The sequence below is a fragment of the Mucilaginibacter gracilis genome, from assembly GCF_003633615.1.
In the GTDB taxonomy this organism is placed as follows: Bacteria; Bacteroidota; Bacteroidia; order Sphingobacteriales; family Sphingobacteriaceae; genus Mucilaginibacter; species Mucilaginibacter gracilis.
In genome coordinates this window covers 4,877,199-4,894,376 of the sequence record NZ_RBKU01000001.1, presented here as the reverse complement: position 1 = coordinate 4,894,376, position 17,178 = coordinate 4,877,199, and the positions used below count along the sequence as shown (strand labels likewise).

Annotated in this window: 14 protein-coding genes; 6 read left to right on the top strand and 8 right to left on the bottom strand. The window is 41.5% G+C overall.

What is annotated here, in order from left to right:
- Nucleotides 1-67: 67 nt before the first annotated feature.
- Nucleotides 68-949 carry an IS982 family transposase gene (locus BDD43_RS21805; protein WP_121196630.1) on the top strand — a complete coding sequence of 294 codons (882 nt, stop codon included), beginning with the start codon at nucleotides 68-70 and terminating at the stop codon, nucleotides 947-949.
- On the opposite strand, the gene BDD43_RS21800 is transcribed toward BDD43_RS21805, so the two are convergent.
- Nucleotides 925-4,005: a carboxypeptidase-like regulatory domain-containing protein gene (locus BDD43_RS21800; protein WP_246001713.1), complete on the bottom strand. Its 3,081-nt coding sequence runs from the start codon at nucleotides 4,003-4,005 to the stop codon at nucleotides 925-927. The two genes, BDD43_RS21805 and BDD43_RS21800, sit on opposite strands and share 25 nt — an antisense overlap.
- A gap of 175 nt (nucleotides 4,006-4,180) precedes the next feature.
- Nucleotides 4,181-4,759 carry a phosphonate degradation HD-domain oxygenase gene (locus BDD43_RS21795; RefSeq protein ID WP_121199762.1) on the bottom strand — a complete coding sequence of 193 codons (579 nt, stop codon included), beginning with the start codon at nucleotides 4,757-4,759 and terminating at the stop codon, nucleotides 4,181-4,183.
- A gap of 207 nt (nucleotides 4,760-4,966) precedes the next feature.
- Between BDD43_RS21795 and BDD43_RS21790 the strand changes: the two genes are divergently transcribed.
- The 3 genes from BDD43_RS21790 to BDD43_RS30880 all read left to right on the top strand — a co-directional run bounded on the left by BDD43_RS21790 (nucleotide 4,967) and on the right by BDD43_RS30880 (nucleotide 6,507).
- Nucleotides 4,967-5,548 carry a helix-turn-helix domain-containing protein gene (locus tag BDD43_RS21790; protein ID WP_121199760.1) on the top strand — a complete coding sequence of 194 codons (582 nt, stop codon included), beginning with the start codon at nucleotides 4,967-4,969 and terminating at the stop codon, nucleotides 5,546-5,548.
- A gap of 181 nt (nucleotides 5,549-5,729) precedes the next feature.
- Nucleotides 5,730-6,293: a C40 family peptidase gene (locus tag BDD43_RS21785; RefSeq protein ID WP_121199758.1), complete on the top strand. Its 564-nt coding sequence runs from the start codon at nucleotides 5,730-5,732 to the stop codon at nucleotides 6,291-6,293.
- A 79-nt stretch (nucleotides 6,294-6,372) separates the two neighbouring features.
- On the top strand, nucleotides 6,373-6,507 hold the full coding sequence (locus BDD43_RS30880; protein WP_262707428.1) for a hypothetical protein: 135 nt from the start codon (nucleotides 6,373-6,375) through the stop codon (nucleotides 6,505-6,507).
- A gap of 1 nt (nucleotide 6,508) precedes the next feature.
- Here BDD43_RS30880 and BDD43_RS21780 read toward each other — a convergent pair whose 3' ends face one another.
- Together BDD43_RS21780 and BDD43_RS21775 are read right to left on the bottom strand one after the other, a co-directional pair.
- Nucleotides 6,509-8,410: a DUF3857 domain-containing protein gene (locus BDD43_RS21780; protein ID WP_121199756.1), complete on the bottom strand. Its 1,902-nt coding sequence runs from the start codon at nucleotides 8,408-8,410 to the stop codon at nucleotides 6,509-6,511.
- Complete coding sequence (locus BDD43_RS21775) at nucleotides 8,407-10,374, bottom strand: DUF3857 domain-containing protein (protein ID WP_121199754.1); 1,968 nt, start codon at nucleotides 10,372-10,374, stop codon at nucleotides 8,407-8,409. Before BDD43_RS21775 ends, BDD43_RS21780 begins: the two co-directional genes overlap by 4 nt.
- Before the next feature lie 145 nt (nucleotides 10,375-10,519).
- Here BDD43_RS21775 and BDD43_RS21770 point away from each other — a divergent pair, with 145 nt between their 5' ends.
- Nucleotides 10,520-11,590 (top strand): 3'-5' exonuclease, encoded by a 1,071-nt coding sequence (locus BDD43_RS21770; protein ID WP_121199752.1) that lies wholly within the window; start codon nucleotides 10,520-10,522, stop codon nucleotides 11,588-11,590.
- 199 nt (nucleotides 11,591-11,789) lie between these two features.
- On the opposite strand, the gene queG is transcribed toward BDD43_RS21770, so the two are convergent.
- Nucleotides 11,790-12,731 (bottom strand): tRNA epoxyqueuosine(34) reductase QueG, encoded by a 942-nt coding sequence (gene queG, locus BDD43_RS21765; protein ID WP_121202073.1) that lies wholly within the window; start codon nucleotides 12,729-12,731, stop codon nucleotides 11,790-11,792.
- A 98-nt stretch (nucleotides 12,732-12,829) separates the two neighbouring features.
- Complete coding sequence (locus BDD43_RS21760) at nucleotides 12,830-13,516, bottom strand: hypothetical protein (RefSeq protein WP_121199750.1); 687 nt, start codon at nucleotides 13,514-13,516, stop codon at nucleotides 12,830-12,832.
- Nucleotides 13,517-13,763: 247 nt separating this feature from the next.
- On the opposite strand from BDD43_RS21760, the gene BDD43_RS21755 reads away from it, so the two are divergent.
- Nucleotides 13,764-14,777: a threonine aldolase family protein gene (locus BDD43_RS21755; RefSeq protein WP_317128810.1), complete on the top strand. Its 1,014-nt coding sequence runs from the start codon at nucleotides 13,764-13,766 to the stop codon at nucleotides 14,775-14,777.
- 123 nt (nucleotides 14,778-14,900) lie between these two features.
- Here the strand turns inward: BDD43_RS21755 and BDD43_RS21750 are convergent, their stop codons facing one another.
- Entirely contained in the window at nucleotides 14,901-15,920 is a 1,020-nt protein-coding gene (locus BDD43_RS21750) for an aldo/keto reductase (protein WP_121199748.1), read from the bottom strand.
- A 106-nt stretch (nucleotides 15,921-16,026) separates the two neighbouring features.
- Nucleotides 16,027-17,022: an ion channel gene (locus BDD43_RS21745; protein WP_121199746.1), complete on the bottom strand. Its 996-nt coding sequence runs from the start codon at nucleotides 17,020-17,022 to the stop codon at nucleotides 16,027-16,029.
- Nucleotides 17,023-17,178: the final 156 nt, after the last annotated feature.

Genomic DNA, 17,178 nt, shown 5'->3' with positions numbered 1-17,178 from the left:
TTATAAAGAAAGTTGTTCATTTCGCCAATAAATGGTATATTGTATTGACTGACAATCAATTACAAACATGAACAACTTGATTCAAAATTACACTTTTATTTTAGAAGAGTTTAGGAAACTGTCAATAAAAGAGGACTTTTATTACAAACCAGTAAGGCCAAGACTGTCTGATTTAGAGTTAATTACGTTAAATTTGACCGCTGAATATTGTGGAATAGATTCTGAATATCAGTTATTTAGAAACCTGAAAGGTACCCCGCTTGATATCTTGATCGAACGAAGTGTTTACAATAAGAGAAAAAGAAAATTGTTCCCGCACATAAATGAGGTGAGAAAAAAGCTTGTTCAGAAACTGAACGCTGTCCAGGACTGTTTCATTGTCGATTCAATGCCTTTAGAGGTATGTAAAAATGCCCGTGCAGCAAGAAGTAAAATCTGCAAAGAACAGGAATACGCTTTTCCAAACCATGGTTTTTGTGCTGCGCAAAGTTCGAGGTATTATGGATACAAACTGCATGCAGTTTGTTCAGTAGATGGTGTTTTTGAGAACTTTGACCTAAGCCCTGCTTCCGTACATGACATACATTACCTGAAAGATATACAACAACAAATGACTGATTGCGTGCTACTTGGAGACAAAGGCTATTTGTCCGCAGAGGTACAGGTCAATCTTTTTGAATCTGTAAACATTAGATTGGAAACCCCGATGAGAAACAATCAAAAGAAATTCAAACCGTATCCATACCTATTCAAAAAATCAAGGAAAAGGATTGAAACGCTATTTTCGCAACTGTGCGATCAGTTTATGATCAGAAGAAATTATGCCAAAACTTTTGAGGGGTTTAAGACAAGGACGTTAAGTAAAATAACTGCCCTGACCACCATTCAATACCTCAACAAATTTATCTTTAAAAGGAACATGAATCACATTAAAATAAATTTAGTCTGATAATGCACTACGGGTTTACTTACATAATCCTGTACCAGCGCAGGTGTGGTGTTAGTAGCAAATTGCAATGCCGAGTAGTTGGTAACGGCACCTGTATTAGGGTCAAACGTTGGTGTTACACCATTTGATATCACTACCCCCTGGCCCACGTAACTTCCTTTATAGCTTGGATTGGCACCAGCAATACCGTTAGGTATATAGTTTTTCCAGTCCTGGTAACGGGCATTTCCCAAAGCACCTTCGGCTGTAATAATGTTACGGCCACCGCGAACGGTTTTGTTAAACATATAGTCGGCAATAACACCACCAACAGAACCATCAAACTGGAAACCTAAGCTTAACGATTTATAGTGGAACTTATTGATTAAACTCCAGGAAAAATCAGCTCCTGCATGGCCCAGTAGTTGAGCATGACGGGTTGGCGTAATCGGTTTACCGGCAGCGTCGAATATTATAGCTCCGGTAGGCGATCTCACAAAGTCTGTTCCATACAAATCATCAATTCTTTCGTTTACAGTGTAATTTGTTAAATAATAAGTTTGGCCCGGTGGCAGTTCTTTATAAATCGTTTTATTGGTTGACCAGTTAACAACAACATCCCAGCCAAAACCTTTCTTAGTTTTTATTGGCGTGCCACTTAGGCTTGCTTCTAAACCTGTTGTTTGCGTTTTTAAAGCGTTAAGGTATAAAGTAGAATAGCCCGAAGCAGATGATATGGCGTTTTGTAATATCTGCGGACCATCAATGTATCTAAATGCTGTACCGCTAAAGCCTAAACGATTATTTAAAAATTTAATATCGAAACCACCCTCGTAGTTTGTACGATCTGACGTTACAATTCCTTGCTGATAAAGCGCATCAGAACCATAACCGGCAGCTTGGTTGTTATAAGGCTTAGATGTTGTGTAGGATGATAATAAGCTGTAACCCGGGCCGTTGTATGGCGAGGCATAAGCCTGCCCATAATCTAAAGGATTAGAGAATAGTGGATTGCTTTTGTTTGCACCACCACCCAAAGCCGTAATATTGCTAAAAGGTGCAGGGCCAATGGTTGCAGGTGAATCGGCACCCCTAACTTCTGCATAAGAACCTCTCAATTTCAAAAATGAAATAGCTTTAGGTATCGATAAATAATCGGTTAATACTGTTGATAATGAGTAGCTTGGGTATGAGTAAGATGTTGTTGTTTGAAATGCCGAACTCTTTTCGTTTCTGATGGTGTATGAAAAGGTAGCATATCGGCCAAAACCGGCATCTAACGATAAATACTCGCTCAAGGTTAATAAACCCGCATTAAAGCTCGACGCCTGTAACGGATTTTTTGAATTACTGAATGAGTATACAGCCGGAACATTCAAATAATCGGTAGAGGTCCAGTTTGACGAATATGAAAAATTACGCAAGTTGGTACCAACTAATCCCGATAGATTTAAAAACTTTTTAATGGTGTAGTTATAGTTCAGAAACAACTCCGTATTGTTATCAAACAAGTTTCTACGGTCTTCCCTGTAGTCACCCTCATTGTTTTCACGACCGTAGGGGTGTGCCGAATACGGCATTTTTTCGGTACGTAACAAATCATAAGTATTAACCTGTGAGCGTAAAGTTGCGTTAAGGTTGTTATTGATTTTGTAATTACCGGATAGGTAACCTGTAGTATTGGTTTTGTAATGGCCTCGAGTCCACTCGTTTACCTGAAACCATGGGTTATGGTAACGTTGGTATTCGGCAAATACCGACTGAATATTGGTTTTACCGGTTTGCCATTCGCCTTTAATATCGGGCGCATTAATATCCCAATCGGCACCTGTCCATATCGCTATGTTGTAAATTAAACTGTTAGGGCCATAATCCACATCCGGAAAATTGTCGGTATACTGCCTGTTAAAATCTAAGTTACCCTCAATTTTTATGCGCGATGTTGGGTTAAAGCTCGCATACATATTAAAGTTAACTATGTTTAAATAGTTATTAGGGATGTAGCTTTGCTGGTGCTGATCAGACAGGGAAAATCTTGTAGTATAATTATCACCATTAGCTGTTAACGATATATTGTTATTAGTTTGATACCCGGTTTGCAAAAAACGATCTAAGTTATTGGCACCGCGCGCAACCCATGGCGTACCCTGCCTAACACCACTAATAACAGGGCTATCGTACTGTGGTATCAATTGGCCGTTAAAGTAGGGCCCCCAAACATCATAATCACCATCTACACCGCCTGGTGCACCACCTTTTCCGTCAACAAATTTGTAATAGGTGCTTTCGCCAGGGCCGTAGCTATCCTGTAATCTGGGGAACGTTAAAAATCCTTTGTTGAGTACAGTGCTGCTGTTTACATTAACCGTGAAACCTTTTTTACTTTTGTCTCCCTTTTTGGTGGTAATTAAAATAGCACCGGCCTGGGCACGGCTACCATACAAAGCAGCTGCGGTTGGGCCTTTTAATACGGTGTAAGTTTCAATATCATCGGGGCTGATATCAAAAGTATCTGTGTTGATAGGGAAACCATCAACTACATAAAGTGATATAGAGCTACCGCGTAATAAAACATTTGGTGAGCGTAATAACTCTGCATTTGGCGCTACAGATAAACCGGCCACTTTACCGGTTAAGCCTGATATTGGATTAGGATCGCGGGCTTTAATTAAATCGTCGCCATTAACCTCCTGAACCGAATATCCAATGGTACGGGCTTCTTTTTTTACGCCCAGAGCGGTTACCACAACCTCATTTAATGTTTTTGAATCTGTTAAAAGTGTTACCTCAATAACTTTTTGATTTGTAACCTCAACCTCTTTTTGTTGTGATCCAATAAATTTAAACACAAGGACGTCGCCAGGATTGGCGCTGATGATGAACTTACCTTCGATGTCGGTAGCTACACCTTTGGTGCTACCTTTAACGAGCACAGAAACACCAGGCAATGGTGCCCTGTCTCCGTCGAGCACGATACCCGATAGTTGTTGCTTACTTTGGGCAAAAAGTAAGTTGGGAAGAACTGCCAGTAACAGTAGTGTTACCAGCAACTTCAGTTTGATGTAGAATTGCTGCATAAAATTGAAATTTAGTTTGATTTAACATTTCGTTTAATTGCAGCAATACTAAACTTTGTTTATAAATATTAAACCAAGTTTAAGTTAAGAATAGTTTAAGGTTGAGGAGTTTTTTTGTTAAAAATCTGTTTTCACTAACACCAATGTCACGGTTTAGTTACAGTAAATTAATTGTTTACTGTCGTTTGATATGAGTTAAGTGGTTGATGGCCTTTTGCTTGATATGATCAATATTATTAACCGGAATTGAGGTTTCTTTAGCCATATCATCCCACTGCCTTAATTTAATAATCAACTCCGCATCAGCATTCAACTCAAATTCGGCGGCTTCTGCTGCCGTCATAACGCCACCCTGAAATTGAAGTGTAGCTTTACTGGCTTCAGAAAGTTGCTGATAATATTGGGGAAACTTGTAGGTTAAGTAACGCTTGGCCACCACATGGCTCTCCACCAAAGCGGCCACTCTTTCCGAAAAACCTTGTTTGCGCAAATAATCGGCGCCTATTTTTTCGTGATCAACATTGCCAAACCCGTCCATACTAAGCGTTTCGCCGCCTGCTGCACAAAGGTGCCCAATGTCGTGAAAAAAAGCAGCTAAGATCACCTCATCTTCAAAACCTTCGGCTTCTGCCAAAGCAGCAGCCTGAGACATGTGCTCCAATTGCGAAACTGGTTCACCGATGTAGTCATCATCACCATGTAATTCATATAATGCAAATACATGGTTAACTATAGCTGTAGCGTGTAAAGTCATAATTATATTGATTTTGTCAAATTAAGGCAAGTATTATTACTTTACCGTTAATATAAAATGTGTTTTATTGTTATTTTAATAAGTTTTAGGCATGTTAAAATGGAAAACGATTATCTAAAAATAACATTTAACAGATTTTAACAAAATGTTTACTTGTGCTGCCATATCAAAAATCATACTTTCACACACCTAATTGCACTCCACAGTATGGAAGAAGATATATTGCTTCAGATCAGTAACAAAATTAAAGAGCGCAGACGCGAAAAGAATATAACCGTACAGGAATTAGCTGTTAAGGCTAACGTGAGTAAAGGATTGATCTCGCAGATAGAGAATAGCCGAACCATACCTTCGTTAATTGTTTTAATTGATATTATACGTTCGTTGGATATCGACCTTAATGAGTTTTTTAAGGATATTCATAGCAGATCGGGGAACACCCCAATCATCATCAGGCGTAAAGAAGAATATGAATATTTTGAGAAAGAAGACGCCTACGGGTTCCATTATCAGCGAATTTTTACTCAATATATTAAACATTCAACTGTTGATTTTGTACTGCTGGAGCTGGACACAGATGCCTCAAGACCATTTGTTGAAACGCAGGCTTTTGAATTTAAATATTTTTTATCGGGCGAAATAGCCTATCATTTTAGCAACGAAACAATAATGTTTAAGGCAGGTGATTCCATGTTATTTGACGGGCGCATTCCGCATACACCACAAAATATTGGAACCGTAAAAGCCATTATGCTGGTTATTTACTTTTTTGAAGAAAACAAAGTTTAATAAACAACCAAACCGGAAACTTACCTTGCACGGCAGTGATAAAATTAGCCACACAAAAAATTGTAAATGGGTTGGGCTTGTTTTTTGTGCCCCGCGTTGATTTTCGCTTCCTTCCTGCACAATGTTGATATGTTAACAAAATCAGTTATTACCGTTTAACTATAACCGCTACTTTTAATGTATGAATATAAAAAGCTGTAGGTATTTTATTATTCTGGGCTTTGCTGCGGTTATTGGCTTAACAGGTTGCCACTCGCGGAAGGCCGTATTAAAGGGTAACCCCGGCGAAATGGTGAAAGCCGATAAATCAATAGCGGCAAAATACTCGGTAATAATGGGTGTTGATAAAGGTAGCATCAGCAATGGCCGTTTATATGCTTTTATCGACGAATGGTTAAATACGCCCTATCGTTTTGGCGGGCAGGATAAAAGTGGTATTGATTGCTCGGGCTTTGTGCAGCTATTGCAAAGGCAAGTTTACGGCCTGGCGTTGCCAAGGGTAACCAGCCAGCAGGTGGGCGTTATTAAACGCAAGTACGAGGATCAGTTGCAAGAAGGCGACCTTGTATTTTGGGATTACGATGGCAAAAAATTTAGCCACGTTGGCGTGTATTTGCAAAACGACTATGTGGTGCATGCAAGTACGAGTAAGGGCGTTATTATTATAAAACTGCACGACCCTTATACTTACAAATATTTTTCGAGATGTGGTTCCGTTATAGCTTCGGCAACAACGCCCCAATAGTTTTGTGCCCAATGTAAATTTTATGGACACTCTTTATAAAAACAATTGAGCCTGCGTGCTAATTGCCTATATTTGCGGTATGGCAGACCAAAAACCCGATTACTCTTTCTGGACCAAGTACAAAAAATTTGCCGGTAACGAAATTTTGCTTTACGTTATCATGGTAGTAGGCATAGTGCTTGGCATTATCATTGTAAGCTATTTTAAAGGTTAAATTACATTTTCTCCATAGTTAGCGTGGCATTATCTGTATCGTAAATAGATTGATAAAAATCAACCATATCCGGGTAAACATCTTTGCTGTAAGTACCATCGTTTAATTGTAACAAACGTTTGTAAATTAGTTTATTGCCCTCAACTTTAGTGCTTACGGTGTATCTGCCAAAGGGCTTGTCAATATTAACGGCCATGTTTATTGTTGATACTTTAAACCCGGCGGGCAGCGTATAAATAATTTCATCTTCATCACGGTAACCGCGGTTTACATATACCGGGTTGGCCCTGTTTAATATATCTTTAACAGGTTTAATATTGCGGCTGGCGGTGTTAGGCGTAATAAAAAACCGCGTTCCGTTTTGCGCCATGTAATCGCGCGCGCTTAGTTTTATGGTTTCGGTAGTAACGGGCTTAATTGCCTTGTCCTGTTTTAGTTCAAGGCCTTTAATATCAAGGTTTTCTATGGGGTAAATCTCTTTAAGTGCTTTCACCTGGTCTGAGTATGATTCATTCACCAGCTCGTCGCGCTCGTCGTACAACGTGCCTTCAAATTTAGTTGTCATTTCGCCGCTTAACTCGCCGCTGGGGCTTAAAATAAATGTGGCTTTGCGGGTTTTTTTATTGTCGTTTGTTTTGTAAACAGGCGTGTGCAGTAGTTTGCCGCCTTCTGGGGTGCAGGCTACAACGTTACGGTCGTCTGTAAAGTCTCCCAGATAACCAAAGGGGATATGTTTTTCTGTACACTCTAACCATGTGGTGTCGTTTTTAAAAGGCAGGCATAGTATTACGTGGTCAAACTGGTTCATGCTTGCAAAATCGGGCAGGGCACTCGCTTTAAAGTTGCCCGACTTTACCAATATATAGTACGATTCAATTCCGGCAACACTAAGCAAACTTTGCGTGTAATTTACAAGCGCCTTGCAATCGCCATAGCTCGATTGGTCAACATCCGTTGCCGAAAATGGCTGATAGCCGCCAATGCCTATCTGCACACTAATATATCGCGTTTTTTGCTGCATATACTCGTAAATAAGCTTTGCCTTCTGTTTGCTATCGGTAACGTTAGCGGTTAAATCCTTAATGTGTTGGATGGTTTCGGGCGGTAGTTGCCTGCGGTCTTTCAAAAGCTTGTCGTAAATCCATTTACCATACTCGTTCCAGTTGGTAAATGAGCCCGACACGCCATCATAAAAAAACTTTTCGGGAGCCATTTTAACCGATGTTATCAGTTTATCTTCATCCGGGCTAAAAGGTTCGTAACGTAAAGCCTTTAGGTTATCAATGGCCCAGGTGTAAGTTTGAAAGCCTTGCGCTTCGGTAGTAACAACCTTTCCGGGATAATTAAACTCTTTGTAACGGATATTAAAATCGGGCTTGCAGGTTAATTTGTAGCTGCTATGCATTACCGAAGTGCCTATGGATTGCCCCGTATGCCAATCGTTTAAAAATAACGATTGTTTTGAATTTCTTTCGCAATCGTATTCAATTGTATAAGGATAGGTGGCTATGGCCGGTTTATAATGCTTTATCATGTCGCCATTAAAAAGCGAAAAACCGTCGGCGGCATTTTGATCCTCAAAATCGCGTTCAGCAATTTTACCTATTAATCTGCCGGCGTCATCATAAACAGTGCCTTTAATGTATTTGATCTGGTCAATTTTATCGTGCTCTACAACCAACCGGGCCTTTTCGTCGCCGTTTTTATTGAGTACAGTAATCGCTTTTTTATAATGGGTTACCACACTTCTAACGTCCCTAACATCAACAATGGTTTCGTCGTTTCGTATTACGGCGCTGGCGTGTGCCAGTAACTCTTTAGGTATAAGGTTCACATCGTAATTACTTTGCTGGCCATAGCATAACATCGGCAAAAAAAATAGTATCGTATAAAAATATCTCATGGTTTTTTGCTTAATACAATGGTTGCCTTTTGGTTTTGTATAATTTTGTTGTACAATTCTTTAATATAAGGATACTCTTCGGGCTGGTAAATGGCCTTGCTAAGTTGGTGTACCTCCGAGTAATTAAAAACCTGATCGCCCGCTTCAACAAGGGTTACAAATTTACCACCCTTATTAGGCAAGCCGATAGAAACAGGTTCGGGCTGCCTGGTGATTACGTAGTTAGCCGGATAATGAAGTGCCACAATTACCCGGTGATCTAACGTCGAACCCAAATCAACAGGGTAGGTGCGCTCCTTTAACTTAAACGGATTTTCGGTAAGTTCGTCCCAAAAAGCGGGGTTAAATACAATATTGTCTCCGTTGGTATTGTTGCTATTGTTAATTACAATATCATATTTCTCGCTCAGAGGCGAATTCAAACTATCCAAATTGGTGATCTCCGATTTGGAGATTTTTAATTTAGGATTGTTCTCTGCCAGGTTCTCTACATACTCATCTACCGAGTTAAAACGTTTTATTGATAGCCGTTTTTTGTAGGCCGCATAACCAACGTAATAGGTGCTTACGGTGCCCTTTATTTTGCCATCGCTTTGAATGGTTAAATCCAGGGATGATGTGCGGGTTGATTTATTGGTTTCAACCATATCTATCCAGTACGATGGCTTGCTTAAACTCATTACCCTTCCCTGGTCGTTAATACAGCGCAGGGGCAGCATCCCAAAGGCAAGTAAGGGGTCGGTAGCATCAAGCATATAAACTTTATTGTGTATAATTAGCCTGGCTACAACATAGTCAAAATCACTGGTTTGCGGGAATAATTTGTTGATAGCGCCATTGTCGCGGGTTGATAATATTACAGCATCGGCACTTATGCCGGCGGCGTTTAAAGCCGAAATTAGCGAAAGGTTAATATCGCCTACATGGCCGGTGTGGCTATCCAGGGCTTTTTTTATACCGTCGTCGCTGTACATCGAAAATATATGGTCCCATTTAAACCATTTTTGTAAATGGGTATAAATAGCCTGGGCCTTTGCCAGCGTATCGGGTATAGCCAAAATTGAAGCCGGGATACGGTCTTTAAGCAACTCTTTGCGCTTCATTTGGGTGCCAAAGTAATCGTTACCCTTCAATTCACGGTCAATATCAGTCCATTCCTGCGTTATTTTATTTTTAACGCCATTTTCGTTGGTCATGGCCGCAAGTTCAAAATACATGGCCGATATGTAATTGGATGGGGCAGTCATATCGCTTTCTTCAACAAAAGCGGGTACGTCGCTCATGATATAATTTATTTTAGAGCAATCGGCCTTGGTGCCATAAAAGTCAAAACATTCGCGTTCAAGTTCGGCGTTGCTTTTGGTTAAACTTAAATAACCTCGTAACACAATGTTATATTCGTAAACTGCCGGAATGTGTACCTCATACTCCGAATATATTTTGGGAATATCCGATTGAAAATCCCAGGAATGGAAATTGTAATGGTATGGCGATTCGGTAGAATACGAATATTCAATTACACAACCTTTACGCAGGTTGGGCAATGCAAACTTAACTAAGTCAATATTTTTGCTCTTTTTTTCTTTGTATATTTTAGCCGGGTCAAGGTCGGCCTCGCGCACCAGGCCATTATCGTCTTTATAAAAGGTGTGGGCTTTAATATCCCTTACTGTTTCGTAATTTTCGCCATGGTTATAAAGGCTGATGGCCACATTACCCTCGTTAAAGCCCTTGTCATCAAATATTTTTATCTTAACGTGATATTCGTGAATAATAGGCAGATGGTCGGCAGTGCTTACCCAGGTTTTGCCAAACTCCTTTAACACAACAGCGTGGGCGGTTGGGTCTTTATCATAGCTTGTCATTTCTATATCTGCGCTATTAAATTTCCCTTCGGGGAAATCCTGTGCGTACATTTTTACCGAAAATAAAATAATTACAACAATAAGTACCGCGTTTTTCATAGATAAGGTTTAGTTGGAAATTCTTCCCGAAAAATAATACTCTTTTATAGATATTTCAATAGTTGTTAAAAACAAATTTTAAAGGTGTTTTTAACTGCAAATAGTTTGCAGATTTTTGACACCTTTGTAGCTTCAATACTTGCACATGAAATTAACCCTGAAACGCCCGCTTGCATTTTTTGACCTGGAAACTACCGGAACAAATATTGGCGTTGACCGAATTGTTGAAATATCTGTTATCAAACTGATGCCGGATGCTACCGAAGAAGTAAAGACCTGGAAAATAAACCCGGAAATGCCTATTTCGATAGAATCGTCAATGATACACGGCATATACGAGGAGCATTTAATAGATGCGCCCGTTTTTAAAAATGCCGCTGCCGAAATAGCCGATTTTATTGCCGACAGCGACCTGGCCGGCTACAACTCTAACCGTTTTGATATACCCATGCTAATGGAGGAGTTTTTGCGCGTGGGCCATCCGTTTGATATTGAAGAACGCCATTTTGTGGATGTACAAAACATTTTTCACCAAATGGAGCAACGCACCCTGCGTGCCGCTTACCAGTTTTATTGCGGTAAAGATATTATTAACGCACACTCGGCCGAAGCCGATACCCGTGCAACAATGGAGGTTTTGCTTGCGCAGATAGCCAAATACGAAGGTGTAGAATACGAAGATAAAAAGGGCGTTAAAACCAAACCCGTAGTAGGCGATGTTGAAGCCCTGCATAAATTTACAAACCTGAACAAACCTGTTGATTTTGCCGGAAGAATGGTTTACAGCGACAATGGCGATGAGCTTTTTAACTTTGGAAAGCACAAAGGCAAAAAGGTTGAGGATGTTTTTAAAGCCGAACCAAGCTACTACTCGTGGATGATGAACGGCGATTTTCCGTTGTATACCAAACGCAAATTAGAGCAAATATACAAGCGTTATATCAGCAAACGCGAACCTGCCGTTAAGCCCGAACCAAAACCGGCCCCGGTACAGCAAACGCAACAACAAGGTTTAATTGCCGATCCGTCGCAACCACAGCCGGAAAAAAAGGCCTTTGTGCCCAATAAAAATACAGAGAAAAAGCCTTTTAACCCACAACACAACAACACAGATAGGAAACCATTTATACCGCGTACCGAACAAAAGCCCAAAGAAGAAGCCAAACCTATTGACAACGATATGTTAGCCGCTCTGAAGCAAAAATTTGGAAAGTAGGCCCCCCGGCCCCCTAAAGGGGGAGTTTTTGATGGGTAAGGCCAATTTTTATAGTGAGTTATAAATAGTGGGTTAAGTATTGCGCCTACGGCGCAAGAAAATAATTGATATTAGATTTTACCAGGCTATCGCACCTAACGGTACAGATAAGCCGGTTTATATAGATGTGAGTGCACAACCGTGCAAACTTGCTCCCCCTTTAGGGGGCCGGGGGGCTCAGGAAGCTGATATTCCTTGTCAATCCGGCAAACTTGGTCCGTTTTACTGCCGAGCCTTTAAATACCTTTTTAAAAACGTCTTCGGTAATTTCGTTCCAGTCCTGTTTGGTCATGCCAAGCAAGTCGGGGTGGGGTTCAAAGGCAGGTTGGTTGTGCAAAACCGAAAAGCGGTTCCAGGGGCAAACATCCTGGCAAATATCGCAGCCAAACATCCAGCCATCCAGCTTATCTTTAAATGACGCCGGTATTTCATTTTTAAGCTCAATAGTAAGGTACGATATGCACTTGCTGCCGTCAACTACGGCAGGGCCAACAATGGCTTCGGTAGGGCAGGCATCTATGCAGCGGGTGCAGGTACCGCAGTGGTCGGCGGTGGGTTCAACATCGTAATCGAGTTCCAAATCAATTATCAGTTCGGCTAAAAAAAAGAACGATCCTGTTTTTTTACCTATCAGGTTAGCGTTTTTTCCTATCCAACCCAGCCCCGCTTTTTTAGCCCACGCCCGGTCAAGTACCGGAGCCGAATCAACAAAGCCGCGGCCGCTTACTTCGCCAATATGCTCGTTAATTAATTGTAATAACTGCTTTAGCTTATCTTTTATCACATCATGATAATCGGCACCGTAGGCGTATTTTGATATAAGCGGGGCACTGGCATCAAGTTGCCGGGCATCGGTATAATAATTGAGCCCCAGGCTAATAACGGATTTTGCCCCGTCAACCAGTAAACGCGGGTCCAGCCGTTTATCAAAATGGTTTTCCATGTATTGCATTTCGCCATGAAAACCTTTTTTTAGCCAGGCTTCCAGCCGTGGAGCCTCCTCTTCTAAAAAATCGGCCTGTGCTATACCACAAAACATAAACCCAAGCTCGTGGGCCCAGGTTTTAATTTGTTTGGTATATAGCGCAGCATTTTGCAACATCATACCGCAAAGATAGCTATAAGGTACAACACCTCAATACTGTTGTAACAACACAAAACCCACTGTTTACAGATACGGCGGCTGCAACGTTTTTAAAGTTATTTGTGCGAGGCAACAATTATTTTATAATACTTCACCAGGCCATCAATGTTATCAATATTAAAAGTGCCATCGCGTATTTTTTCAACAACCTGTGGCTCATCGCCCATTACATCGCCCATGGTTTCAACAAAAGTTTCTTTTTTAAATGGAAGCATGGTGCCGGTAGTTTCGCCGTAATAAAAAACGTTATGTGCAGCACCGCGGCCCGAGCCACCGCCACCGCCCAGGTTAATACCAATGCCGCCGCCCATACCCGCGCCGCCAGTACCAATACCTGTTGATACCATTGGCTGTATGCGGCTGCCGCTTGGGCGGCCGCTATCGCCCCCGCTTCCGCCGGCTATCATGTATAAATTTGTAGGGCCACTAACTACTACCTGCACAAAATCGAGTTCGTTTTTTGTCCATGCACCAAAACGGGGCGCGTGGGCAATGGCAAAACTATCGCGGCCAACTACAAACCCGTGTATCATACTGGCGCTTAGGCGTTGCGGGCGCGCTTTATCATCATCTTTAAATTCAATAAAGCCTTCGTCCTTCATAATGCCTTTTCCGGATGGGTACCTGTTAATCAAGCCCGGTACTTTTTCGCCATTAATATCGTAGTAATAACCTGGTGCAAATTGTGCCCTGGCAGTAATGGCCATTACAGAAACCAAAAGTAATATCAGCAAACTTTTCATACCAAAATATAATATCGAATTCCTTTAACGGAAAAATTGGGGTTTATTGTTTAGCAACACGCATATGCCCTATGTAAACATAGTTTAACATTGCCATTTAACAAAAATTAACCTAACCTATCCAATTTACAAAAACACCCCCCTTAACTATAAATACATTTGTTACGAGAGCTTTTTTTTGAAAGATAAAGCTAATAAAATTGTTAATTTGACCGCAAAATAGAATTGTAATAATTGAATGGTATATATGATGACTGTTGATTTGAGAAGCGATACTGTAACCAGGCCTACGCCCGGTATGGTTGAGGCCATGATGAGTGCCAAAGTTGGCGACGATGTTTTTGGTGAAGATGAAACCGTGAACGCGCTTGAACAAAAGCTTGCTGATATTTTTGGGATGGAAGCAGGCATGTTTTGCCCATCGGGCACCATGACTAACCAAATTGCCATTAAATGTTTTACCCAACCCCTTGATGAACTTATTGCAGACCAAACCGCACACGTTTACCGTTACGAGGGTGGGGGCATAGCCTTTAATTCGGCGGTATCAACACGTTTGCTCAATGGCCCTCGCGGCATCATAACCGCCGAAATGATTGAACCCGAAATAAACGCCGAAAACATACATTACCCGCATACCAGCTTGGTTGTTTTAGAAAACACGGTTAATAAAGGCGGCGGCAGTTGTTATAAATTGGATGATATTGCACCCATAGCGGCACTGTGCCAAACACGCGGCCTAAAACTTCACCTTGATGGTGCCCGCATTTTTAATGCCTTAACCTATACAGGCGATAGTGCTAAAGGCTATGGCGAATTATTTGACGGTATTTCGGTTTGCTTATCCAAGGGCCTTGGTGCCCCGGTTGGGTCGGTTTTACTGGCCGATAAGCAAACCCTTAAATATGCAAGGCGGATACGCAAGGTTATGGGCGGCGGTATGCGCCAGGCTGGGTTTTTAGCAGCAGCTGGTATTTACGCGCTCGACCATCATATAGAACGGCTAAAGATAGACCACTCGCATGCACAAATTTTAGCAACCGAATTGGCCACTCTGCCCTGGGTGAGCCAAGTGTTGCCTGTTGAAACTAATATAGTACTGTTTGATACCCTTGAACCTGCCGATATTATCCTCCAAAAACTGGAAGCAAAAGGCATAAAAGCAAACAACACCGATAAGCACCGCATACGTTTTGTGCTGCATTTGGATGTTCATGCCGAGCAGGTAGAATATACCGTGGGAGTTTTGAAGGCATTATAGACGGTTGGAGTTGATAGAACGTTGGTAAAGGGTTCATAGTTGATAGTTGATAGTTCATGAAACAAGATGTTTGTTTTTTTTTCTTACTATGAACCATCAACTATGAACCATTAACCATGCCCCCTACAACTGCCTGTCTGCCGATTGCCTTTCTACCATCCAGCCAGGGTATTCGCGCGGAAGGGCACTTACTTCGTCAATCTTTTTAAGGTCTTCGGGGGTTAAATTAATCTCGGTGGATTTGATGTTATCCTGTAACTGACCTGCATTTTTTGCGCCGATAATTGTACTGGTAACGGCTTTTTGCTGGCGCACCCATGCCAAAGCTATCTGCGCTGCCGATACATTGTATTGGGTGCCAATTTCGGCAATAACATCAATAATATCATAAGCCTTTGCTTTGTTGATGGGTGGAAAATCAAAGGAAGCGCGGCGCGAACCTTCAGCTTTTTCGTTATTGCGGGTAAACTTTCCCGAAAGGAAACCGCCGGCCAGCGGGCTCCAGGGCATAACGGCCAGGTTTTGGTCTTCGGCCATCGGAAGCACTTCGCGTTCAATATCACGGCCCGATAACGAATAGAAATATTGCAGACCTTCAAATTTGCTCCAGCCGTTTAAAGCCGCTATGCCTTGTGCCTTCATTACCATCCAGGCGGGCCAGTTGCAAACGGCTATGTAACGCACTTTTCCGCTTTGCACAATATCATTTAAGGCGCGCATGGTTTCTTCAACCGGTGTTTTGGGGTCAACGCCGTGTACGTATAGCACATCAATATGATCTAACTGTAAACGCTTTAAACTTTCGTTTACCGATTGAAAGATATGATAGCGCGAAAGGCCAACATTGTTTTTGCCCTCGCCCATACGGCCGCGTACTTTGGTAGCTATCACCAGTTCGTCGCGGTTTAAACCAAGGTCTAATATTGATTGTCCCAATAATTTTTCCGATTCGCCAAACGAATAAACGTTGGCAGTATCAATAAAATTAATGCCCGAGTCAACAACAACCTTCATCAGGTCGTTTACTTCGGTTTGCTGTATTTTGCCTATAGCCTCCCATATTCCCTTGCCACCAAAGGTCATGGTGCCAAAACATATTTCGGAAACGATTAGGCCTGTATTGCCAAAAAAATTGTATTTCATAACAAGTATAGTTTTTGTAGATGCGAATGTAACCCCGATAAACCGTTTTTGTTTATTTACGGCAGGGGTATTTAATTAACAAATGTGTAAATAGTAGGCTCGCTTATCATACCACTTTTTGGGCTGGCTGTTTATCAATGGTTTGTGTTACCGGGCTGTTCTCCAGTCTTTCATGGTCGCTTATCTTAGCCAAATCAAGCACCATACGGCCATCGTAGTCACGGTCAAATGCAGGTTTAAATTTAGCGTTCCAAATCACTTCGTCATACTGGTAAGATGTGCGCGAATGTACCGTTTGCGAAAATGTATCGTCAAACGCTTTTAAAAGCACGGCAATGTTTGCTTCTGTTTTTTCTAAATCCTCATTCGTAATATCCCGCAACGGGCTATCATCGTTAAGCTCATGCACAACGGTCCAGTTTAGGGTTAATATGCTTACATGTTTACGCTCTAATTCGAGCGGAATAAATTTGCGAACCGTTTTGCCGTTCACCTCTTCGTTGTACGAAAATATTACCTCAATTTCCAAATCAATTAACGTACTGCGCCGTTGGTTGGCTAACCTAAACATTAAGGCTTTGCCTTTTTCCAGGTAGGGTGCCACCAGTACATGCCTGCTGTAGGTTATTTTAGCCGATGGCCGCGAAAAACGCCCGTAAAGCAAACCGGTAGCCAATGCAAAAGCCAATAAACCTATCATTGATTCGATTGCCGAAACGCTGCTTGTTGGTATACCGTGCGGGTAAATATGCCCGTAACCAACCGTGGTAATGGTTTGTGCCGAGAAAAAGAAGGCATCAAAAAAGTGTTCGTAAGGTGTACTACCTTGCGCACCTACCAGGTTATCAATACCCAGCGCGAGATAAAGAAACGAGAAAATAAGATTTACAATTAAATAGCCACTCAATATTAACAGCCAGAAATGGTGCCATTTCATGGTGATAAGCCGGTGGTAATTGTTGGCTGTATTAAAGTACGAAAGCCCTTTGCGCTTAACATTAATAGAGCCATCCTGGTTAAATATGCGTTGGTTTTTGGCTATTGCCTGGGTACCCAAACCCATGTCACTCTCCGGATTAGCTTTTACCTTCCTGATACCCATGTTTAAATATAGATAAATTATAAGCGTAAATTTATACTTATGCTTGCTTTTAGAAAAAACAATTTACATATTTGCCCACGAAATGATAAAAACCGGATTAAATAACAATTGGTGGTGGCTTAACGAGTAATCGTAAGGCTTCCCTGTGTTTAACCG